Below are 22,944 nucleotides of genomic sequence, written 5' to 3'. Positions count from 1 at the left end.
AAGGTCAGACGCCGAACACGCTTGCGCCGTGATCGGCCTGGCCGACCGCCTGCCGGAACGCCGCGAATAGTTCGCGGCCCATGCCGTGCTGGTTCTTCACCATCTGGCCCTTGGCGGCCGGGCGAGCGGCGAACTCCGCCTCGTCGACCAGCACTTCGAGCGTGCCGCTCTCGCCATCCAGCCGGACCAGGTCGCCGTTACGCAGCTTGGCGATCGGCCCGCCATCAAGCGCCTCGGGCGTGACGTGAATGGCCGCCGGCACCTTGCCCGACGCGCCGCTCATGCGTCCATCGGTGACGAGCGCGACCTTGAAGCCGCGATCCTGAAGCACGCCGAGTGGCGGCGTCAGCTTATGCAATTCGGGCATACCGTTGGCGCGCGGTCCTTGAAAGCGCACGACCGCGATGAAGTCCTTCTCCAGTTCGCCCGCCTTGAAGGCGGCCTGCAATTCGGACTGGTCCTCGAAGACGATGGCCGGCGCCTCGACCACCCGGTTTTCCGGTTTGACGGCGGAGATCTTGATGATCGCATCGCCCAGATTGCCCTGCAGCACTTCCAGTCCGCCGGTCGGTTGGAACGGCTTGTCGGCGGTCGCTAGGATCTTTGGCTCGTGGCTGATCTCCGGAGCGGGCGAACGGCGGACCGTACCGTCTTCATTCAAGCCCACCTCGATGCCGTAGGCTTCCATCCCTTCGCCATAGACGGTGCGGATGTCGTCATGCATCAGCCCGGCCTGGCAGAGTTCCTTGATCAGAAAGCCCATGCCGCCGGCGGCGTGGAAATGGTTCACGTCGGACAGGCCGTTCGGGTAGACCCGCGCCAGAAGCGGCACGGTGTCGGAAATGTCGGAAATGTCCTGCCATGTGAGCCTGATGCCGGCGGCGCCGGCCATGGCGATCAGATGGATCGTGTGATTGGTCGAGCCGCCCGTCGCATTCAGCCCGACCGCGGCATTGACGATCGAGCGCTCGTCGATCATCCGCCCGACCGGCGTGAACTCATTGCCCGCCTGCGTGATCTGGAAGGCGCGGCTGACCGCCTCCCTGGTCAGCGCATCGCGCAGCGGCGTGTTCGGATTGACGAACGAAGCGCCCGGCATGTGCAGGCCCATCATCTCCATCATCATCTGGTTGGAATTGGCCGTGCCATAGAAGGTACAGGTGCCGGGGCCGTGATAGCTCTTGCTCTCCGCCTCCAGCAATTCGTCGCGGCCGACCTTGCCCTCGGCATAGAGCTGGCGGATGCGCGCCTTCTCGTCATTGGGCAAACCCGAAGGCATCGGCCCGGCAGGCACGAAAATGCTCGGCAGGTGGCCGAAGGTAAGCGCCGCGATGAAAAGGCCGGGCACGATCTTGTCACAGACGCCGAGATAGACCGCTGCATCGAACATGTTGTGAGACAGGCCGACCGCCGCCGCCATGGCGATCACGTCGCGCGAAAAGAGCGACAGTTCCATGCCGGGCTGGCCCTGCGTGACGCCATCGCACATGGCCGGCACGCCGGACGCCACCTGCGCCACGCCGCCGGCTTCGCGCGCCGCCTGGCGAATAATGTCCGGGAAGCGCTCGAAGGGCTGATGCGCCGACAGCATATCGTTATAGGCGGTAACGATGCCGAGATTGGGCACCGTGTCGCCGGCAAGATCGCTCTTTTCGGAAGGCGAGCAGACCGCAAAGCCATGCGCCAGGTTGGAGCAGGAGAGGGACGAGCGGTTCACGCCGGCTGTCACTGCGTCGTCGAGCCTCTCCAGATAGGCTTCGCGGCTCGGTCTGCTGCGTTCGACGATGCGTTGCGTGATCTGGGAGATGTTTGCGGTCGGCATGTCGTTTATCCTTCGGCTGGCGCGTACCAGATGCTGATGGTCGTTTTGGCGTGGTTGAAGATCGCCCGAATGGGGTAGGGCGACTCCTGGTCGGAGAGCGCGTCGAACAGCACGTTCTTCTTTTCCACTCCCTCGATGTGCAGATGGATGAATCGTCCATTGACCAGCGCCGGAAGGGTCCAGGTCAGGCGTGGTTCGCCGGCGTCCGGCGCGTCCATGGAAACGATGCGCGGTTCGCCCTTGGGGTCCAGCGCCTCATCCAGCCTGTCGCCCTTCGGAAAGAAGGAGGCAGTGTGCCCGTCCGTCCCCATGCCGAGCATGACGACATCGAAAGGCTGGGGCAGATTGGCAAGGCGGCGGCTCGCGACTTCCGCAGACATCGCCGCATCGGCGACAGGCTCGTAAAGCGATTCGAACGCCGCATTTGCGGCATGGCGCTGAAGAAGGCGTTGTATCACGAGCGCAGCATTGGAACGGGGTGACGATGTGTCGACGAAGCGCTCGTCCACCAGCGTCACGATCACCTTGTCCCAGGCGATGTCCCGCTCCGAAAGCGCAACGAAAACCGGGATCGGCGTTCGTCCACCCGAAACGGCCAGGGTCGCGACGCCTCTCGCCTCGATGGCGTTTGAGAGTTGCTCGGCGACCGTGCCGGACAGCCGTTCCGCCAGCCGTCCGCCGCTGGAATATTCCTGCCATTTCGGCTCGCCCGGCGCATCGGCGAGAAAGTCGCTCGGGTCGCGTTGGGCGGGAGGGTCAGATGGATTCATGCCAGCTCCGGCCATCTCGTTCGATCAGTCCGATGGAAGCCGACGGCCCCCATGAGCCCGATGTGTAGCCGGCAATATCCTTCGGCCGGCCCTGCCATTCATGTAGGATGGGATCGATCCAGCGCCACGCCGCTTCCACCTCGTCGCCGCGCATGAACAGGGTCTGATTGCCGCGCACCACATCCGTCAGGAGCCGCTCATAGGCGTCCGGATTGCGCACGTCGAAAGCCTTGGCAAAGTACATGTCGAGCGGCACATGGCGCAAGCGCATCCCACCCGGTCCGGGATCCTTGACCATCATCCACTGCTTCACGCCCTCATCGGGCTGCAGGCGGATCACCAGCTGGTTGGCGATGACCTGACCTTCGGCCTCCTCGAAGATGGAATGGGGGATCGGCTTGAACTGAACGACGATCTCGGATGCCCGTGCCGCCAGCCTTTTGCCCGTCCGCAGATAGAACGGCACGCCCGCCCAACGCCAGTTTCCAATCTCGGCCTTGAGCGCGACGAAAGTTTCCGTATCGCTCTGCCCGCTTTCCAGCTCTTCTAGATAGCCCTTGACGGCTCCGCCATGCGCTGCGCCGGCGCGGTACTGCCCCCGAACGGTCTGGCGATGCACCGCTTCGCCGGTCAGCGGATCGAGCGCGCGCAGAACCTTCAGCTTTTCATCGCGAACCGCATCGGCGTCGAGAGAGGAGGGCGGCTCCATGGCGACCAGGCAAAGGAGCTGGAGAATATGGTTCTGCACCATGTCACGCATGGCCCCGGATTTGTCGTAATAATCCGCCCGGCTTTCCAGACCGACATTCTCCGCAACCGTAATCTGCACATGGTCGATATGGGCGCTGTTCCAGAGCGGTTCGTAGAGCGCATTGCCGAAGCGCAGCACCATCAGATTCTGCACCGTCTCCTTGCCGAGATAGTGGTCGATGCGGAAAATCTGGTCCTCCCGGAAGACGGAGGACAAAGTCTTGTTGAGTTCGATGGCCGAGGCCAGATCTCGGCCGAGAGGCTTCTCGACCACGATCCGCGTCTCGTTGCTCAGAAGCTCGTGGTCGCGAATGCGTTCGGCGATGGGACCGAAGAGCGAAGGCCCGACCGCCAGATAGAAGGCGCGAACTGCTTTGCTGTCGCCGATCGCCTCGCGCAGCTTGTCCCAGCCGCCGTCGCTTTTCGCATCGATGGCGACATAGGAGAGCCGGTTCAGGAACCGGTCGATCTCGCCGTGATCGCGTTCTTCCTCACTGACGAACTCCGCAAGCGCCTCACGCGCGTAATCCCGGAATGCTTCGTCGGTCAGATCCGAACGGGATGCGCCGATGATCCGCGTTGGTTCGGAGAACTGACCGGCGCACTGGCGGTGATAAAGTGCCGGCAGGAGCTTGCGTTCGGCCAGATCGCCGGTCGCGCCGAAAATGACGAAATCGCATGACGCGACGGGAATGATAGTGCTGCTCATGAGGCGGACGGTTCTCCAACGTCGATGGGGACTGTTTATATAAATCGATTTAGAAGGGCAATGAGCCTTCTTGCGCGGCTGCCATGCACGGTCGATTTTTCTGCCGTTGGAAGGCGCGGCGAACCCGTTCGGCCACCCCGACCCGATCAGAGCCTGTCCAGCATCGCATACCAGGTCATGGCAAGAAACAGCAGTGGCTTGCGCAGCGCGGTGCCGCCGGGAAATGGCGGAATGTCGAGATCGCGTAGAAGGTTCAGATCGTCGCGACGGCCGGTGACCGAATCGGCCCAAAGGCGGCCCGTATGGGTCGCCATCATGACGCCATGGCCAGAGAAACCGCCGATCGACGTAACGCCCGGCATGATCGTCCGCACGAAGGGCAGGCGCGGCAATGTGATACCGACGGAACCGCCCCAGACATAGTCGATGTCGGCTTCGGAGAGGGCGGGAAAGATTTCCGCGATCTGCGCTCGGATATGGCCGGCAATATCGTTCGGGGTCTTCGCGCTATAGGCCTCGCGCCCGCCGAACATCAGCCGGTTGTCGGGCGTCTTGCGAAAATAGCGCACCATGAACCGACTGTCGTCGACCGCTTCGCCCCCCGGCAGAATATCGTCGTTCGCGGGCAGCGGCGCGGTGGCGCCGATGAAGGAGCGGATCGGCATGATATGGCGCGGCGAGACGGGCTCGGCCTCGAACGCATCGCCATGGGCATTCGTCGCCACCAGGCAGCGATCGGCATGGATGATGCCGCGTTCGGTCGTAATTTTCACGCGCCCACCGGCAGGATCGATGCCGAGCGCCGGCGTGTTTTCATAGAGCTTCGCCCCGGCCTTTCGGGCCGCGCCAGCCAACCCGACCACAAGCTTGAGCGGATGGATATGTCCGGTACCGGCATCGCGTATCGCGGCATGATAACGCTTCGATCCGATGGCCGCTGCGGTCTCGGGCCGGTCCAGATAGGCGATATGCGGATAATCGTAGCGCTCCGCCATTGCCGTGGCATGGTTGCGGTAGCCGGCAATCCAGCGCTTCTTGTGAACGGCGCTGATCTGACCTGGCCTGTAGCCAACGTCGAATCCATGTTTGGCGGGAAGCGCCAGCAGTTCGGTCTTGGCGTCCTCGGCGATGCGGAACAGCGCGCGCGAGCGGTCAAGGCCGAGGTCGTCCTCCAGTTCGGTCGGCCACGCTCTTTGGCCGGTGCCGATCTGCCCGCCATTCCTGCCTGACGCCCCATCGCCAAAGCGATGCGCATCGATCAGGACGACATCGACACCCTGTTCGGCAAGTCGCAGCGCGGCAGCCAGGCCGGTATAGCCACCGCCGATAATTGCGATGTCCGCGCGGATATCGCCGTCCGCCGAAGGGTAGGTCGGGCGGTCGGTAAGGCTGGCTTCATACCAGGACAGGCCGGGAGAGATGGGGCTGCGATAGTTCATCGCGCGCCATTAGCCGCCGCCGTTGCGCGGCACAAGTGGCAGCACTTATCGTCGCCTCAGGCGTTGACGATCATCGCAATGGCAGGAACGTCGTCGCTATCCAGAATAAGCGTGTAATGGCAGGCAAAGCGCCACGCCTCTTCGCCATCGGCGCGGCTTTGCACCCATTCGACACTGACGAAGGCGGTTGCGCCGACCATTTCGCAGGCGTGGATTGCAAAGTCGCTCGACGCGATCTCTTCCTTGCCAAGAACGTCGAGAAGCGCCTCGATATTATCCAGAAGATCGTCCGCGTCCTGAAAAATATTGCCCTTGCCGAACTGCCAGATCGTCACCGGGAAGGTAAAACAGTCGGCGATGGCTTCGGCATCGAAATCATCGAACCCGTTGCGATAGGTATCGAACAGCGCATCGATATCCGCGCGGTGGACGATGTGGTCCGAGTCGGTCGTCATGAGCCGGCTTTCAGACATTCAGCAGCAGATATTCCCGTTCCCACGGGCTGATGACCTGCATGAAGGTTTCGAATTCGCCGCGTTTGACGCCGCAATAATTGGTGATGAATTCGCGACCGAGAACCTCGCGAAAATCGCCCTCGCCTTCGAAGAGCGCCACCGCGTCGAGCAGGCTGCGCGGCAGTTCGATCGCGCCCTCATTAACCGATTCCTGCGTCGGCTCGTCCGGCTCGATTTCGTTGCGGATGCCAAGAAGACCCGCGGCCAACGAGGAGGCCAGCGCCAGATAGGGATTGGCGTCGGAGGAGGGCAGGCGGTTCTCCACGCGCCGCGCCTGCGGCTCGGACGCCGGCACGCGGAAGGCCGTGGTGCGGTTGTCGTAGCCCCATTTGTTGTTGAGCGGGCAGGCCATGTCCGGCGCGAGCCGCCGATAGGAATTGACGTAGGGCGCCATGGTGACGAGCGCGCGCGGGACGTAGCGCTGCATCCCGCCGACATAATGGAAGAACAGCGGTGACGGCTCGCCATTCTCTGCCGTGAAAATGTTGGCGCCGGTCTCGCTATCAACCACGCTCTGGTGGATATGCATGGCACTGCCGGGCAGCCCTTCCATCGGCTTGGCCATGAAGGTGGCGTAGATGCCGTGCTTCATCGCCGCTTCGCGAATAGTCCGTTTGAACAGAAACACCTGATCGGCCAGTTCCAGCGGATCGCCATGGCGCAGATTGATCTCCATCTGCGCCGGCCCTTCCTCATGGATGAGCGTATCGATCTCCAGCCCCTGCGCTTCGGAGAAATGGTAGATATCGTCGACCAGATCGTCGAACTCGTTGATGCCGGCGATAGAGTAGGACTGCCCGCCCTGAATGGGCCGGCCGGACCGGCCCTTCGGCGGTTTCAGCGGATCGTCGGGATCGATATTCTGGGCGACGAGATAGAACTCGATCTCCGGGGCAACGACAGGGCGAAAGCCATCGTCGGAATAGGCCTGGACGACCCGCTTCAACACATTGCGCGGCGTGTAGCGGACGGGTTCGCCAGTCGTATCGACAATGTCGCAAATGATCTGTGCGGTCGGGTCGCTTTCCCATGGTACGACGCAGAGCGTGGAAAGGTCCGGGCGCAGTTTCAGGTCGCCATCGTTCGGGTCGTAGCGGAACTCGCCTGTCTCGTCGGGATATTCGCCGGAGATTGTCTGCCGAAACAGCGATGAGGGCAGCGAGAGGGCGGTGTTCGACGTGAATTTGGAGCTCGGCATCATCTTGCCGCGCGTTACCCCTGCGAGGTCCGGCGTGATGCATTCGATGTCCTCGATCCCGCGCGCCTGTAGCCAGGCCGAAGCTTCCGTCCAGCCGGGTACGCCGCGCAGCGACTGGATTGCAAGCTGCAGATCGTCATCGTCGCATTTCTCGTTGGCGCCGGCTGCTGGCGGCTCCTTATGGGTTGTCATCTCTGTTCCGCCACTACCACTGTTGCGTGTCCGGTATAGATTTGATTGGTGCCGGAGAGAAGTGGCGCAATGCGATGGACAGGCTTTGAATGAATCGAACGATTAGAAGAACGGCTCGCGCTCTCCTGAACGAATTGCGGAGCAGCCCGCTTTCCCTTGCCTCGATGATCGTGGCGGCCATTGCGTCTGCTGCGCTTTTCGTTTTTCTCGCCATTGCCGACGAGGTCGATGAAGGCGAAACCGAGCGACTGGACCAGGCTGTCCTGCTTTTCTTCCGCCATGCGGGCGATCCGGAACAGACGATCGGGCCGCCCTGGGTCCGCGAATCGGCCATCGAATTCACGGCGTTGGGCGGCATTCCCGTGGTCACGTTGCTCGTGATCACCGTGCTCGGTTTCCTGGCGATCGAACGGCGATGGGGCGCGGCGCTGTTCGTCTCCATCGGCATTCTTGGCGGCATGGCGCTGTCGACCAGCCTGAAGCTGTTCTACAGCCGCCCGCGTCCCGATCTGGTAACGCAGCTCGACGTGATCCATACCAAGAGCTTTCCATCCGGCCACGCAACGATCACCACCTGCGTGGTGCTGACGCTCGCCGTCATGCTGATCCGCCTGACCGACAATCCACGCGGTCGCGTCTACATCTTCGTCATGGCGGTGATCTACGCGTTGCTGATCGGCGTTACACGCGTCTATCTCGGCGTCCACTGGCCGTCTGACGTTCTGGCCGGTTGGGCAATCGGGACGTTCTGGGCGTGTTTTTGCTGGGTCGTGATGACCCTTCTGCAACGCTGGCGCGATACGGACCGGGCCAGAGCCGACAATGGCGAAGGTCAGTCGTCCACAGCCTCGTAACGCGCGGCGGCAAGGATAGGCCCTGGCGCGCCCTTGGGACTGTAGGCCTGCAGAAGAACGGCCAACCCTTCGCCCTTCTGGAGGCGAGGCACGTTCAGGGTTGCATTGCCATCCGGTAACGGCATGGCTTTCACGGACCGAACCGCGTTGACGTAAGCGATCGTCTTTCCGGCATTCTCGCCGCGTTCGATGGGAACCGCCGCCTCTTCGATATAACGCACGATCGTCAGGTGTAGGGAAGGGTCGGACCCATCGGCTCCCGATAGCGAGATGGAAATGGTGCTACCATCCCCAGTATCGAGCGAAAGCATCGGCGCTTCCCGGGTCGCCTTCTGCGCAAGCGCTGTCTCGATGGCCGGGCGGTTGGAACCGACAAGATGCTGCCTGCCGTCGATCACGGCTTGCGGCGTATAGACGCCGCGACGCTGTAATGTCTCGGCATAACCATATTGCCGCGCGGTGAAGGCCGGATCGCCAAGCGTATCCTTCCAGCCGAGGCGATCCCAGTAATCGACATGATAGCCGAGAGCCAGAACGTCATCGAGTTCGGCAAGATCTTCCAGATACGCGTCAGCCGGCGGACAGGAATTGCAGCCCTGGCTTGTGAAGAGTTCGACGACGGTAACGGGTCGGGATTGCGCCAGCGCCGGCGTTGCAAGGCATAGAGCCGCCAGCAGTCCAAAAAGAATTCTCATCGGCGACGTCCTCCGTCCTATATGCATAACCCCTTATCGAAGGAACCTTCCGCAATATTACAGCTTATTGCCAGATCAATGAATTGGCGAAGGAGATGCAAACCGATGGATCGCAAGGCCATGGAACGAGTTTTTCGACCGTTTGCGCGCACGGGCTATGCCGCGCGAGGCCTGGTGTTTCTCGTGATCGGCATCTTCGCCGCCTATTTTGCGATCGGCGGTGGTGAAATCCTCAGCTCCAAGGACGCGCTGCAGAAGCTGCTGGGCGGCAGCGGGTTCGGAACGCTGGTCGCCATCGCATTGATGATCGGGCTCGTGGCCTATGCCGTCTGGCGTTTCATTCAATCGATCTTCGATACGGACGACCATGGCTTGAAGCCGAAGGGGCTCGCGATCCGAGGCGGCTTGCTGGCTTCCTGTTTTACCTACGCCGCACTGGCGGCCTACACCTTCTCGCTCTGGCGGAGCGGCTCAAGCGACGATGGCGGTGGCGGCGGTCTTGCGCAAACCATGTCGAACTTCATCGGATCGACGCTGGCTTCGGCGGTTTTGGCTATCGTGTTCCTGGGCGTTGCCATTGCCCATCTGGTGAAGGCCTATAAGCGCCGCTACATGAAATATATGAGCCCGAGCGAAGAGGCGAAATGGATCGTCGACCCCGTTTCGCGAACCGGTTTGACGGCCCGCGGTATCATCTTCCTCATTATCTCCTACCTCTTTGCCTGGCGCGCCGTCAGCGGCGGTGGCGATACCGATGTCGGCTTGGCCGATGCCCTGCGCTTCATCGCCGATCTACCGGCTGGTGCTTTGCTAATGGGGGTTATCGGGGTCGGACTGATCTGTTTTGCAGCCTACTCCTTTGCCGAGGCGATCTGGCGCAAGATCAATGTCGAGGACGCCGATGCACCGGGCTGATGGATGCAGCGCATAAACGAGAAAAGGCCCGGCCGCCGATGCGCGCCGGGCCTCTTTTTTTTGGCGGTGTCTATATTCGTCGGTCAGCCAGCCTTCTGGGCGATGATGACCGGCACCAGAAGGTCGCCCCAATTGCCTTCGCCGCCATGATGGCGGGCAGAGCGGACGAGTTCCACCGAAACGCCGGCATCCACGGCCTTCATGACGCTCTGGTTGAGGCGGTGAAGGTCGTTCGCGACCATGCGAATGGCAGCCTGCTGATCGCCATCCATGGCGGAAGACTGTTCTTCGGCGCGTTCCTTGACGGGTGGTTTCATCGTCGCGTCTCCATGCGATCTGTTAGCGTTCCGGCTCGATAGCCCCGCACATCGGGCTTGGCAAGCGAACCATCGTCGACCATCGCGTCCTGTCATCGATTGTAAAGAGCAGAACGCCTCTAAACGGAAAACCTACCGCTTTTCGAGCGAAAATGAAGAAAGGCTTTAAGAAGAAAGGGTCAAGCTGTCTTGCTTGACGCAGTCGGTCTCTGTAATTTTGTAAAAACTTTTACCCAGGAAACTGCTCCCTCTCACCGTTTCGGAAAACACATGGCTGACCGTAAGATTTTCGCCGGCCCGCGCATTCGCCGTATTCGTCACGCGGAGAAACTGACCCAGACCGCGATGGCCGAACGGCTGGGCATCTCGCCATCCTATCTCAACCTGATCGAGCGCAATCAGCGGCCGCTGACCGTTCAGATCATATTGAAGCTGACCTCGGTCTTCCGGGTCGATCCGGAGCAGTTGCAGGGGGAATCCGACGCCACGGTCGGCGAGATCCGGCAGGTCTTCTCCGATCCGCTTCTCGCCGACGACGTACCGAGCGAGACCGAATTGCTGGAAGTGGCCGAAGCTGCGCCGAATGTCGCCGCATCCATCGTCAAACTGCATCGGGCCTATGTCGAGCAGGGCGAGAGGTTGTCCGATCTGTCCTCCATTCTGGCCAAGGAGGGCCGGGTTACAGCCGTCGCCGGCAAGCGTATGCCGATAGATGAGGTGCGCGAACTGCTCGAGGCCCGGCCGAACCATTTCCCGGCCATCGAGGCGGCTGCCGAAGCCTTTTACGACACCCTGTCCCCTGGCGATGCGCTGCTGCCCGCCCTGAAGGAGTGGTTCCGCGCCGAGCAGGGGCTGTCCGTCCGCGTGCTTCCCGTCTCGACCATGCCGCTCTGGCGCCGCCGCTTCGACCGCCACAGCCAGCGCCTGTTCATCTCCGAGCGGCTGTCGCCCTTCGATCAGTTGCGTGAAGTCGCGATGGAAGCCGCGATGATCGCCTTGGCGCGGCCTATCGCCGAACAGATCGAAGCGCTGCCGCTGTCTACGGAAGAGGCGCGGCGGATCGCCCGGTTCGAACTGGCGCGTTACGCAGCTCATGCGCTGATAATGCCCTATGAGCGGTTTCACACGGCCGCGCGCCGGGTCCGTTACGACATCGATGTGTTGCGCAGCCGGTTCTCCGTCAGTTTCGAGCAGGTGGCAAACCGGCTGACAACCCTGCGCCGCGACGGGATGGAAGGTGTGCCGTTCTTCATGCTGGAAATCGACAATGCCGGAAATCGCTTCCGCCGGGCGGGTGCGACCGGCTTTCCCCAGCAGCGTTTTGGCGGTCATTGCCCGAAACTGGCTATCCACGCGGCCTTTACCCAGCCCGGACAATTGTTCGTCGAGGCGGTGGAGATGCCGGACAGTGCGGCATTCCTGACGGTCAGCCGCACGCTTGAAGGACCGCAAGGCTCGTTCTCCGAGCGTCCTCGTCGCACAGCGATCCTTCTTGGCTGCGATCTCAATCAGAAGGACGAGATCGTCTATGGCGATGGTCTGCCGGGCGTGGAGGCGGGCGGCACCAAGGAAGCGTTCGTTCCCGCAACGCCGATCGGCCCGGCCTGCCGGCTATGCGAACGCCAGGCTTGTCTTGCTCGTGCGGAACCGCCGATTACGCGGCCGCTCGGCCTGGACGAGATGGTCACGGGCCTGTCTGCCTTCGATTTTCGGTGATGGAGAAAAGATCACTGGTTTGGAGTGGCGTTGATAAAGGGGTTGGTAAAGGAACCGCCAACAAAGAACCGGGTCAGCACGCGCGGCACGGCGTCGTCCGGCAGCGCGCCGGTCAGGCCGGGAGCGGGTGTGGCCAGAAGTCGCCCCGATAGCGCCAGACTTCCACTGCTATAGGGAACGCGCCCCTTCAGTTCGATCCGGTATCGGCCTGTCCGGATGAGACCGTCATCGAGTTGAGCGATGCCGCTCCTGACCGAACCCTCGAAGCGTGCTTCATCGTAGTCGAGGTCGCTTCCGGCAAGGCGCGACAGGCTGAAGAAACCGCCCCCGAGTTCTTCCTCGATAAGCGGAGCCAGATCGAGCCCCTGAATCTCGCCGGTTTCGAATCGCGCCTTGAACGTTCCTTCGCCCCTAAGCAGCAGCCGGTTGAGGGAGGACGGGCCGGCCAGGTCCAGATCGATATGAGCGATGCCCGTTGGCAGGGCGCCGGGTAGGCCAAGATGCTTGGAAAGTCGCGAGCCGGAAACGCCGGCGAAATGCAGTTCGAGCCGGCTTTTCGTTCCGTTCGGTTCGCGTTCCCGCCGCCAGTTCCCCTGAAGCCTTCCATCGAGCAATTGTGCGTTGTTGATGTCGAGCGCGCTCCTGCCCTCGCCGAACCGTCCGCTTACAGCCAGATTGGCAAGTTGAACCGCGCCATAATTCGCCTCACTGGCGGATAGCCGCAAATCGATAGAGACCAGATTGTCGACACGTCCCGCCGTCCGGCCCGTATCGCCGGCGCGGGGACGGCCTCGGCGTTCGATAATGGGGGCGTCGACGCGGTTGATGACGGACATGAGATCGAGCGTTTGAAATCCGAGTGTCGCCGATAGCGCTGCGGGAGAATTCCGTCGCCGCGGCGTGAACCCAACGGTTCCGGTCCCGCTATGATCGCCGAGGGTGATGGTCTGCAGCGTCAGATTCGCCCGACTGTCTTCCTGCTCGATTATTCCGGCCATCGAGAGAGACCGGGGCAGTGAGACCGGCAACCTAAGACCCACCGCCCGACCGAACTGCGCCAGGCGATTGGACGAGAAGCTGAAATCGCCGGCCAGCGCGCGCATCCAGTTGCGGTGGCGCGGGTCGAACATCCCTTCGAAGGCAAACGAGCCGAGCGGCGAGCGGACGCTTGCGGTAACGGCGGTCGGCTGAATCTTCGCCAGGTCCCGAAGGCGTTCGATCTGCAGAGATCCGCTGATGGGTAGCGAACGCCAGTTCGCCCCGCCCTCGAAGCGAAGCGACCTGTCCGCATCGAGCCCGGCCAATCGCCCTTCGATGTTTATGGCAATGGGTGGGCTATCGCCGGAGGCGGATACGACTCGTCCATCGCGAAGCTCCAGATAGCCCGGACCGCGCGGAGCTGGTGCGGCCTTCGTCCCGATCCAGCGGCGCACGATATTGTCGAGAATGGCCGGTCCCTGGTCTGCGGTATCGGCAGATGGAATGCGCAGTTCCGGGCCGATCAGAACCACGGAGGACAGATTGGCCTCGCCGAAAAGAGCGTCGATCAGTGATAGCTGGAGGCTTGCCTGGCGCACCCGAAGCGGCGCCTGGCCGTCCGCCATTGCCCGGCCGATCCTCAGATCGCTCACCTCTGCCGACAGGCGGGGAAAATAGGCAATCGAAAGATCGCGTCCGATCCGTACGGGCTGACCGGTCCATCGCGACAGAGACGATACGATGCGTTCGCGCAGCACCAGTTGCGAGCCGACATAGGAAAGCGCTGGCAGCAAGATGGCGGCTGCAAGCGCGATGGAGGCTGCGACGATACCAGCGGTGCGGAGGCGACGTTTCATGAGGTCTGACGCTAACGGATCGGGTTTTCAACGAGGACGGACCGGAAGAAGCCGCCACCTGCTATGGTTAAGAAAGTCCTTCGCGCAAATTTACCTTAAGATCACACTTCCTAGCCAATGGTAAATTTTGAGATGTACGGGCAAGGTTTCGTTAGTATGTATGAACCGAAGATGCCCATCGTTCAGAGGCGTATATCTACCCCCTGAAAACAGTTTTCAGGCTCTCTGAAGGTTTGGTTCGCACATATTTGCCCCGGCCATCAAGGCTGGGGCCTTTTTTTGTTTGCGCCCGGCTTCTAGACGGGGCGGTCCTGTCGCAGCGCGTACGAAAGAAGCAGCACCGGGATCATGGCGAGGACGAGAATGAGAAGAGCCGCCGCCGCGCCATCCTCCACGGCGCCGCGCGACGCATTTTCGTAAACATGCGTCGCAAGCGTATTGAAGCCGAATGGCCGCAACAGGATTGTCGCAGACAGTTCCTTCACCGTATCGACGAAAACGAGAATATAGGCCGTTCCGAGCGCAGGTTTCAAAAGGGGAAGCAGCACTCGGAAAAGGGAGCGTCCGGCGCCGGCGCCAAGCGAGCGGGCGGCATGGTCGATATGGGGCGGCAATTTGTGCAGGCCGGCGCGCAGATTGGCGTCGGCCAGCGCCAGAAAGCGCGCCGTGCAGGCATAGCCGACGGCGATGGCCGATCCCGACAGCAGCAGGCCGGTCGAAAGGCTGAAATTGGCGCGAAGAAAACGATCGAGCGAATTGTCGAATGTCGTCAGGGCAAAGAGCAGGCCTAGCCCAAGAATCGTGCCTGGCATGGCGTATCCGAGCGTGGCTAGCCGGGAGAGCGATCCGAGCAGGCGCGAATGCTCCAGCCGACTGGCGGCCAGCATAACGAAAGCCAGCATGACGGTGATCGCCGCCACCGCCGCCCCTAGAACCATCGAATTGCCCAACGCCTCCATCATGGCGGGGCTGGTGAATTGCTCCGGCCGGTGCAGCGCGTAGCGGGCGAGCACCGCGAGCGGAATGCCGAAGCCGAGGAGAACGGGCAGGGCGCACAAGCCGCTCGCCATCAGCCTCGGTCCGGTGGGCAGGTTCTGGCGCACGGGCCGGCTCATCATCTGCGTGGCGCGGCTACCGTGGAAGATCTGGCGACGCCGTGCCCAGTTCTCGGCTAGGACGAGCGAAAAGACGATCATCATCATCACGGCGGCCAACTGCGCCGCGCCGGCCAGACTGCCGCGCGACAGCCACGTATCGTAAATGGCGAAGGTGAGCGTTCGCACGCCCAGATGCTCCACCGCGCCGATATCGTTCAGCGTCTCCATCATCACCAAAGCGAGGCCAGCAACAATGGCTGGGCGCGCGGTCGGCAGCATGACACGGCCGAACACTTTGGCCGTACTGGCGCCGAGCGTGCGCGCCACATCGGCGATATTGCGCCCCTGCATCAGAAAGATCACCCGCGCCGCGAGGTAGAGGTAGGGGTAGAGAACCACGACCATGACCAGCGCCGCGCCGGCGGTGGAGCGGATGTCGGGAAACCAGTAATCTCGAGCGCTCTGCCAGCCGAAGACTGCACGCAACGCACCCTGGACCGGGCCGGTATAGGCGAGAAATTCGGCAAAGGCGTAGGCTGCCAGATAGGGCGGCACCGCGATGGGGAGAACCAGCATCCACGCCAGCAGGCGCCGACCCGGAAATTCGAACGTGGCGATCAGCCATGCCGTGCCGACGCCGATAAGGGTCGTGCCGATCCCGACGAGAAGGAGCAGCCACAACGTCGTGCCGAAGGCGTTCGGCAGGACGGCCTGGGTCAGATGACGCCATTGCGCCGCGTCTGTCTGGCCAAAGACGGCGATGCCCAGAACGGTTAGGATCGGCAGAAGCGCCAGAGCGGCGATCACGCCGACGGTGAAAAGCGGACCCTTGCTCCTGATCCGGACGGTTTGAGCCCGCCGCGGCTGGATGCGTAGACGCCATTCGGAAAGAAATGCTTCCATCAGACCGGCACCGGAAACATGCGTGAACGCACCGGCCGGGATATCCAGCCGATGCGTCCTTTATCGAAAGTGTGATCGCAGCCGATCAGTTTGTCGGTCCCTGGTTGAGACCGACACGGTCCACCATTTCCGATGCGGCGCGGCGATGCGAAGCCACGTCGGAAAGCGGTAGGTCGTCCGCGTCGAGTTCGCCGAAGCCCTTGACGATGTCGGACGCCGGCACACTGTCCTTGACCGGATATTCGAACACCTGACCTGCATAGATCCGCTGCGCTTCGTCCGAAGCCAGGAATGTCATCAGCTTCTTGGCTGCTTCGGCGTTGGGCGCATGCTTGGCCAGCGCCATGCCGGAAATGTTCACATGCGTGCCGTACTCGCCAATGGTCGGGAAGATGACCTTGATGGCCTTGGCCCACTCTTGCTGTTCCGGCTCCTTCTCGTTGGTCTGCATCAAGCCGACATAGTAGGTGTTGCCGAGCGCCAGATCGCATTCGCCCGAATAGATGCCCTGAGCCTGCGCGCGGTCGTTGCCGTCCGGCCGGCGGGCCAGATTGTCGCGCAGCCCTTCCATCCATTCTTCGGTCTTTTCCTCGCCCCAGCGGGCAATCAGGCTGCCGAAGAGACCCAGATTGTAGGAATGCTGGCCGTCGCGAATGCATATGCGTCCGCGATTGGCCTCATCGGCCAGATCGGCATAGTCCATTTCATCTGTGTCAACGCGCTCCTTGCTGGCGTAGATGACGCGGCCCCTACGGGTCAGGCCGAACCAGTTGCCCTCTTCGTCGCGATATTCGGCGGGGATGGCGCTGGCGAGTTCTTCACTCTCGACCGGCTGGGTGATGCCCATATCCTTGGCGTTGACCAACCGCGAAATGTCGGTCGACAGGATGAGATCAACAGGTGAGTTTTCACCTTCGGCCTGCACACGCTCTTCCAAACCCTTATTGATGAACAGAACCTGCGTTTCGATGCCCGTTTCCTTGGTAAAGGCGTCGAGCACGGGCTTGATGAGGTCCGGCTGCCGATAGCTGTAAATATTGACCGTTGTGTCATCTGCGGCCTGGGCAGGGGCCAGCAGGCCGGAAGAAAACACGAGCGTAGCGGCTGCGGCCAGCCTCGCGGCGTATGCGATCATTTGAAACTCCGTGACAGCGAGAAGATGTCTTTCCAAGGCTTCAAGGCGTGAAGCCATGACGCCTTCTCTTAAAGTCGACGCTCACGGTCAAGGATAAGATCGGTTGGCTGGAACGATTCCAGTTTTGGAAGCAAGATCAGTTCAGGACACGGCCGGACGGGAACGTCACTTCGATCAGCGTTCCGATATTCGGCTCGCTCTCGATCGAAAACCGCGCCTTGTTGGCTTCGACCAGCGCCTTGGTCAGCGGAAGACCAAGGCCGGTCCCGTCGCGTCGGCTGCGGCGCAGCGTGCTGATCTGTTTGAACGGTTTCAGTGCCTGCGAAATGTCGTCTTCGCTCATCCCGATACCGCTATCGCGAAACCGCAAGGTCACCGACCCGTCCCGGTTCCGGCCAGTCGAAACGATGACCTGCCCGCCGGCGGCGGTGAATTTGACCGCATTGGTCAAGAGGTTGATCGCCACCTGTTTGACGGACCGCGGATCGGCCACCACATCGGGCAGGCCCGAATGCATCGAGGTGCGGATGATCACTCGCTCGGCATTGGCCTGCGGCTGCAACATGGCGACGGCTTCAGCGACCACCTCGTTCAGGCCGAGCGCTTCATATTCCATCTCCTGATGGCCGCCTTCGATCTTGGAAATGTCCAGGAGGTCGTTCACCAGATCCAGAACGTGTGTGCCCGATTTCTGGATGTCGCGCAGATAGTCGCGGTAGCGGGGATTGCCGACCGGGCCGAACCGCTCCGAAATCATCAGTTCGGAAAAGCCGATGATCGCATTCAGCGGGGTGCGAACTTCATGGCTGACCCGCGCGAGGAACTCCGTTTTCTGGGCGGATGCGTCTTCGGCCGCGCGGCGCGCCTCGCGCAGTTCGTTTTCCACGCGTTTCCATGGTGTAATGTCGCGAAGGACCACGCAATAGCCGCTGTCGAACGGCAGTTTGCCGAGGGTGATAAACAGCGGAATGAAGCCGCCGCCCTTTTCTTTGCCGATGACTTCGCGGCCATCGTTGAGCACGCTTGCCATTTCGCTTTCGCGCAGCGAAGCGAGGTAGCTGTCGATGGTCAGGCGACTTTCATAGGCGAAGAGCTGGCGGAAGGGCCGGTTCCGCAGCGCATCGGCATCGTCGCCGAATAATGCTTCGCCGGACCGGTTGATCGAGCGGATATCGCCTTCCGGCGTCAGGATGATAACGCCATCGGTCGCCGTATCCAAGATGGCGGACAGTTCATCGACATGCCGTCGCAACGGCTCGGCGATCTCCTCGGCGCGCCTTGCGGCCTCGTCCTCGGTCAGACGATTGGTCCGGTCGGTGGTGTCCTGGCGATCTGTTTGCGGCTGCGGTCCCACAGGGGTAAACGCGAAGAGAAGCGCGCTGGCGCCATTCCACCCGATGGCCTGCATCTGCGCATGGATCGCGGCAATGGCGCCGTTCGCCTTGACGATGCGCAGCGGTGGGCCGTCAGGGCGTTCATTTCCGTCTGTCTCGGGTTCGCCGAACAGTTCGGCAAAGCCGCCGGCCGTCTCCATCGCCGCCACGTCCGGATAGCCGGTGAGGTCGAGCAGCGCGCGCGAAGCATAGGCGATCCGACCACGATCGAGCACCAGCGACGGCACCGGGAGAAAGGCCAGCGCCGATGGTGTCAGATGCGTGCTGCGCGGTAGGGGCGCGGCAGCCGCCTCAATATCGAGCTGAGCCGCATTTTCGGGTTCTTTGACCTCTATCGCGGCATCAGGAACGGTTTCATCGCTCTTATCGGTTTCGGGACCTCGACCGATAGGATCGACCTCGTCGGCTTGCGCAAAAACAGACGATCGATCGGGCTCGGCCCCCGCGTCGTCCAAGTCGCTGCTGGCGTCAGGTTCATCGGTGACGAGATCGGCCACCCCGTTCTCGATGGAAACAGGATGCGCCCCGCTTTCATCTTGCGTGTCATCGACCGGAGAGTCGCCTCCGACCTCCGCTGTCGTTTCGCTGGTCCCGCCCCCGATCGCTTCGCTATCGGCTATCTCATCGGCCGGGCGCGGCTTCCCGTCATTCGTTGGATTGCGGTCGGAAAGCGCGGCAAGCCTAGCTATCAAAGCCGGATCGGCTTTGTTGCTGCGTTGCCAGCCCATCGCCTCTATCGCGAGGCGGGCGATCTCGTCATTGAGCTCGGTCTCGTCACCACCAGCCGGCAAAACTTTGTCAGGAGTGGATTCTTCCTCGACAAATTCTGCGGCTCGCGCATCCGGCGACAGGGCATGAGCGTCCGGTTCCTGCACCGACTCTCGCGGATCGGCGAAAGATGTATCTGGCTCAGCGTCCCCAGTTTCCGTTTGGATGCCTTCGGCGTCCGATGCTTCAGGTTCAGGATCGCTCTCTTCGCGCAAACGCGCGCCGATCGTCTGGAAGGCCAGCGTTTCCGCGTCGGTCAATGCCTTTCGCGTCCGGTTGTTATCCGGTCGATCGCTTCGTCGTCTCAAGAGCGACGGGGTGAGGGCCGGAGGCTCGAACAGGACATTCGCCACGGGCGTCGTCCCGGCCCCGGCCCCGCTCTCGACACTGACGCCATCGTCCTTTCCGGTTGCAACAGGCGGTTCGCTCTGGTCTGGCCAAGCATCGCCAAAGCCCATTCCGCGCCGTTCGGGATCGGGCGCGATTTGCAACAGATGTGCGACCCCATAGCCGCGATAACCGAGAAAACGGCGCTCGCGGTCGAAGAGCGGCAGAGCCGCCAGATCGGTCGGAACAGCATCCGACGTCTTGGCGATCGGCCAGAGGACTGTCTGACCCGACCAGGTTTCCTGCCGTTGCATCAGGGATGACAAACGGCCCTGCGGGTCGAGACCGAGGCGGGTCATGACGTCCTGGAAAAGACGGTCCTCGACGGCTGCGGTCGACCCGACGACACGTTTGAAGGGCTCGGAGACGATCGCAAAGCGACCGTCAGAATCGGTTTCCCAAAGAAAACGCAGCGTTGCCGGCTGCGCGTCCTCCGAAGCTACGGCGACAGGTGCAGCGTTGGATGCCGGTTCCAGAAACATGAAGAGGATGAACCGCTTCGGCTCGCCACCCAGATCGCCAAGTGCGGCCGGTACCAGGCCCTGTCCGGTCTGGATACGCCGCTTGACGGAAGCTGCGCCTTCCCGGTCCAGTCGGTTGCGCATGACCAAGAGGTCTTCCGGCGAGGGGTCGATCTCGTCCAGTCGCGGGTCGCCGACAATGCGCGCACCGGTCTCATTGAGAAGAGCCGCAACCGTCTTGTCGTCCGAGAAGCCGGACAGTGCGTTTTCTTCTCCCGTGCCCGGTGCGATGACCAGAATGCCGCGGCTTCCATCCGGCAGGTCAATACGACTCGCTTTGATGGCCACTTGGCGCTGCGTTACGCTGCGGTCCATGCGCAGCAGAAGCGGGCGCGGCAAAGGGCCGCTGCCCGCCGCCCGCACCTGCCGCCGGGCCTGAGCTTGCAATGGCGTCGCTTCGCCGATCCAGTCCTCGATCGCATCGGAACCGAAAAATGCGGCGCCCGGGCCGTTGATCCACAATATCTCGGCGGCGTCTTCGCTCAGGACCGCCAGAGCCTCACCCTTGGAGAAACTCTCGCGCACCTGCGGAAGCACCGCGATATCGATAAAGGGGTATAGGCGCATGAATGGTCCTGCTTGGGCGGCGCGCGTGTGGCCCAGTTTACACTTCATTAATTAATCAAAGCACGATCGTCACGTAAACCGGCTAACACCGACCGTACGAAGCCACGGTTAACAGCTCAAAATGATGCACTGCAAAATAAATGTTGCAACGCAAAAAATAATGCCTATATTTAACCGTAGCAGGAACAAGCCGGCCGACACTCCGTTTTCCAAGAACGGTGCGTCGGCAATTGTAGAGGAAGGAGAATTATCTCATGGCTCGTGCAACAACGAAAACCGGTTCGATCAACGACGCGACCGCGAATGACGCTCCCGAAGCAGCCAAGAAGACGGTCGAGACCGCAGCAAAGCAGGTGAACGACGCCGCGACGGCTGCCATGGCCAACTTCAATTCGGACGCCGTATCCGAGCAGTTCCGCAGCTTTGCCGAGAAGGGCATGGCGCAGACCCAGGAAGCCTACGCCAAGTTCAAGTCCCAGGCTGAAGAGAACCACAAGGCGCTCGAAGAATCGGTCGAGACCGTTCGTTCGGCTGTTCAGACTGTGTCGAAGAAGAGCATCGAGAATGCCCGCCAGCAGTCGCAGGCCGCGTTCGATCACGTCGAGCGGCTGATGGGTGTTAAGTCGATCAGCGAGTTTCTTGAAATCCAGACGGCTTTTCTGCGGCAGCAGGCCGAGATGAATATCGCTCAGGCCAAGGAAATGCAGAACGTAACGTCCGGCGCCGTGGAAGAAGTGTCCAAGCCCGCGCGTGAAGCCTTCACGAAGGCCGTTGACGGCATGTCGCGCTAAGCGCCGAAACGCTATCCGTTCACGAACGGTTGAAACCGCCATGCCTGACCGGCATGGCGGTTTGTTTTTGAGTTGCCGATAATTGGCGGCCCACAGCAAATCTTAGCCCTTGAAAGGCGCGGCTCTCGCCTGTATGGAGCCTTCGCTGGACGCATTCGCCGCCCGGCAATGTGCGGTCGTAGCTCAGTTGGTTAGAGCGCAGGATTGTGGCTCCTGAGGTCGGTGGTTCAACTCCACCCGACCGTACCATTTCCCTTTTCCCACTGATCTGGCCGCCTGACGGCCGAGCGTTGCAACCTGGCCCATTCTCATGTGCATGGGATCGGCGCTCGCCTTTCGCCTGCAGCAGTTACCATGGCACTCTGATCCACCGATTCGCCCGATAGGTCAGCCTTGTCCCAATTCTGCTTCGTCCACGCCGCCGATCTGCATCTTGGTACCCGATTTCACGGTCTGGCGATTCGTGACGAAGCGACCGCGCGGCATTTCGCCCAGGCGACCCGTACCGCGCTCAGCAGGCTTGTCGACCGGACGATCGAGGCGGAAGCCGCCTTTTTGTTGCTGGCTGGCGATATCTATGATGGTGAATGGCAGGATCTGTCCACCGGGCTGGATTTCGCTGCCCAGATGGCGCGATTGGCACGAGCCGGCATTCCGGTCTTCATGCTGCGCGGCAACCACGACGCGCGCAGCGTCGTGCGGCGCGAAATCACCTTGCCGGACAATGTAAGGGAGCTTTCGACCGACGCGCCGGAGACGGTCGCGTTGGAGCATCTACGCGTCGCGATCCACGGGCAGGGCTTTGCGGACCGGGCCTGTCCGGACAATCTGGCAAGCCGTTATCCGGTACCGAAAGAGGGCTGGTTCAATATCGGCCTTCTTCATACTTCTCTCGATGGTCGGCAGGGTCATGGCAGTTACGCGCCCTGCACACCCGCCGATCTTGTCGCGCGTGGTTACGACTACTGGGCTCTGGGCCACAGCCATGAATTCGAAATGGTCCGTCACAGCGATCCGATGATCGTCTATCCCGGCAATCTTCAGGGCCGTTCGATCCGCGAACAGGGGCCGAAGGGCGCTGTTCTCGTCATGGTGGAAGACGGCCACATCGCAGGCCCGCCGGAGCGCCTCATTGTCGATAGCGGGCAGTTTCTGCAGATCGGCGTCGACATTGAGGGTCTGAACGAAATGCAGGAATTGTGGGATGGGTTGAGCGATCAGTTCGCAACCGTTGTCGAACCGGGCGTCGAGACCCTTCACGCGGCCCGGATCGTGATCGGCGGCGAGGGATCGATCCATGATGCGTTGATCGCAATCGGTCACGAGAAACGGATGGCGGAAGCCCAGGCTGCGGCGGACCGCCGGCGTGACGATATTCGCATCGAGAAAGTGGTTCTGCGCACTGCTCCCGTCAGGACTGAAGAGGCGGACGCCCGAGCCGCGAACATTCTTGCTGCCGGCGATTTCGATCTGAAAACACTCCTGTCGGAGGCTGCGACAGATCCCGCCGTGCAGGAGAAGATCACCGAAACGATGGCACAGATCGGCCGTCATATGACGGGCGGATCGGAACAGTTCGAAGGCGAGATCGATGCCATTCTTGCCGAAGGCCGCGCCACTTTGCTCGCGCGCGCCGAAGAGCAGTAGGTCCGGC

The 22,944-nt window shown here is 61.8% G+C and carries 17 protein-coding genes and 1 tRNA gene; 6 read left to right on the top strand and 12 right to left on the bottom strand.

Annotated features, from left to right (window positions below):
* Window positions 1-4: 4 nt before the first annotated feature.
* From edd to B7H23_RS00985, 6 genes are all read right to left on the bottom strand, one after another.
* On the bottom strand, window positions 5-1,822 hold the full coding sequence (gene edd, locus B7H23_RS01010) for a phosphogluconate dehydratase (protein WP_094075554.1): 1,818 nt from the start codon (window positions 1,820-1,822) through the stop codon (window positions 5-7).
* A 5-nt stretch (window positions 1,823-1,827) separates the two neighbouring features.
* Window positions 1,828-2,592 (bottom strand): 6-phosphogluconolactonase, encoded by a 765-nt coding sequence (gene pgl / locus B7H23_RS01005; protein WP_094075553.1) that lies wholly within the window; start codon window positions 2,590-2,592, stop codon window positions 1,828-1,830.
* A complete protein-coding gene (gene zwf / locus B7H23_RS01000) occupies window positions 2,579-4,051 on the bottom strand; it encodes a glucose-6-phosphate dehydrogenase (protein ID WP_094075552.1) in 1,473 nt (490 codons plus the stop codon). Before zwf ends, pgl begins: the two co-directional genes overlap by 14 nt.
* Window positions 4,052-4,197: 146 nt before the next feature.
* Window positions 4,198-5,490 carry an NAD(P)/FAD-dependent oxidoreductase gene (locus tag B7H23_RS00995; RefSeq protein WP_094075551.1) on the bottom strand — a complete coding sequence of 431 codons (1,293 nt, stop codon included), beginning with the start codon at window positions 5,488-5,490 and terminating at the stop codon, window positions 4,198-4,200.
* 56 nt (window positions 5,491-5,546) lie between these two features.
* Entirely contained in the window at window positions 5,547-5,945 is a 399-nt protein-coding gene (locus B7H23_RS00990) for a nuclear transport factor 2 family protein (RefSeq protein WP_205319994.1), read from the bottom strand.
* A 10-nt stretch (window positions 5,946-5,955) separates the two neighbouring features.
* Window positions 5,956-7,395 (bottom strand): glutamine synthetase family protein, encoded by a 1,440-nt coding sequence (locus B7H23_RS00985; RefSeq protein WP_094075549.1) that lies wholly within the window; start codon window positions 7,393-7,395, stop codon window positions 5,956-5,958.
* A gap of 89 nt (window positions 7,396-7,484) precedes the next feature.
* Between B7H23_RS00985 and B7H23_RS00980 the strand changes: the two genes are divergently transcribed.
* Window positions 7,485-8,249 (top strand): phosphatase PAP2 family protein, encoded by a 765-nt coding sequence (locus B7H23_RS00980; RefSeq protein ID WP_094075548.1) that lies wholly within the window; start codon window positions 7,485-7,487, stop codon window positions 8,247-8,249.
* Here the strand turns inward: B7H23_RS00980 and B7H23_RS00975 are convergent.
* The gene (locus B7H23_RS00975; protein WP_240534925.1) at window positions 8,228-8,944 is read right to left on the bottom strand and encodes a DUF1223 domain-containing protein; all 717 of its coding nucleotides are present in this window, start codon (window positions 8,942-8,944) and stop codon (window positions 8,228-8,230) included. The genes B7H23_RS00980 and B7H23_RS00975 overlap by 22 nt on opposite strands.
* Before the next feature lie 120 nt (window positions 8,945-9,064).
* Between B7H23_RS00975 and B7H23_RS00970 the strand changes: the two genes are divergently transcribed.
* Complete coding sequence (locus tag B7H23_RS00970) at window positions 9,065-9,859, top strand: DUF1206 domain-containing protein (RefSeq protein ID WP_158215731.1); 795 nt, start codon at window positions 9,065-9,067, stop codon at window positions 9,857-9,859.
* 83 nt (window positions 9,860-9,942) lie between these two features.
* On the opposite strand, the gene B7H23_RS00965 is transcribed toward B7H23_RS00970, so the two are convergent.
* Window positions 9,943-10,176, bottom strand: a complete 234-nt coding sequence (locus B7H23_RS00965; RefSeq protein ID WP_094075545.1) for an SMc00767 family acetate metabolism repressor — start codon at window positions 10,174-10,176, stop codon at window positions 9,943-9,945.
* 270 nt (window positions 10,177-10,446) lie between these two features.
* Between B7H23_RS00965 and B7H23_RS00960 the strand changes: the two genes are divergently transcribed.
* Window positions 10,447-11,892 carry a helix-turn-helix domain-containing protein gene (locus tag B7H23_RS00960; RefSeq protein ID WP_094075544.1) on the top strand — a complete coding sequence of 482 codons (1,446 nt, stop codon included), beginning with the start codon at window positions 10,447-10,449 and terminating at the stop codon, window positions 11,890-11,892.
* An 11-nt stretch (window positions 11,893-11,903) separates the two neighbouring features.
* On the opposite strand, the gene B7H23_RS00955 is transcribed toward B7H23_RS00960, so the two are convergent.
* The 4 genes from B7H23_RS00955 to B7H23_RS00940 all read right to left on the bottom strand — a co-directional run bounded on the left by B7H23_RS00955 (window position 11,904) and on the right by B7H23_RS00940 (window position 20,499).
* Window positions 11,904-13,727 (bottom strand): AsmA family protein, encoded by a 1,824-nt coding sequence (locus B7H23_RS00955; RefSeq protein WP_094075543.1) that lies wholly within the window; start codon window positions 13,725-13,727, stop codon window positions 11,904-11,906.
* 296 nt (window positions 13,728-14,023) lie between these two features.
* Window positions 14,024-15,727 (bottom strand): ABC transporter permease, encoded by a 1,704-nt coding sequence (locus B7H23_RS00950; RefSeq protein ID WP_094075542.1) that lies wholly within the window; start codon window positions 15,725-15,727, stop codon window positions 14,024-14,026.
* An 85-nt stretch (window positions 15,728-15,812) separates the two neighbouring features.
* Entirely contained in the window at window positions 15,813-16,862 is a 1,050-nt protein-coding gene (locus B7H23_RS00945; protein ID WP_094076790.1) for an extracellular solute-binding protein, read from the bottom strand.
* A 136-nt stretch (window positions 16,863-16,998) separates the two neighbouring features.
* The gene (locus B7H23_RS00940) at window positions 16,999-20,499 is read right to left on the bottom strand and encodes an ATP-binding protein (protein WP_158215730.1); all 3,501 of its coding nucleotides are present in this window, start codon (window positions 20,497-20,499) and stop codon (window positions 16,999-17,001) included.
* 254 nt (window positions 20,500-20,753) lie between these two features.
* Between B7H23_RS00940 and B7H23_RS00935 the strand changes: the two genes are divergently transcribed.
* The 3 genes from B7H23_RS00935 to B7H23_RS00925 all read left to right on the top strand — a co-directional run bounded on the left by B7H23_RS00935 (window position 20,754) and on the right by B7H23_RS00925 (window position 22,937).
* A complete protein-coding gene (locus B7H23_RS00935) occupies window positions 20,754-21,290 on the top strand; it encodes a phasin (RefSeq protein WP_240534924.1) in 537 nt (178 codons plus the stop codon).
* 172 nt (window positions 21,291-21,462) lie between these two features.
* Window positions 21,463-21,539: transfer RNA gene (locus B7H23_RS00930), tRNA-His, on the top strand.
* A gap of 144 nt (window positions 21,540-21,683) precedes the next feature.
* Window positions 21,684-22,937 (top strand): metallophosphoesterase family protein, encoded by a 1,254-nt coding sequence (locus tag B7H23_RS00925; RefSeq protein ID WP_094075540.1) that lies wholly within the window; start codon window positions 21,684-21,686, stop codon window positions 22,935-22,937.
* The last annotated feature ends 7 nt before the right edge of the window (window positions 22,938-22,944 follow it).

The organism is Notoacmeibacter marinus (assembly GCF_002238045.1).
GTDB lineage: Bacteria > Pseudomonadota > Alphaproteobacteria > Rhizobiales > Rhizobiaceae > Notoacmeibacter > Notoacmeibacter marinus.
The sequence above is the reverse complement of the archived record's forward strand: the minus strand, read 5'-3'. Positions and strand labels throughout refer to the sequence as shown.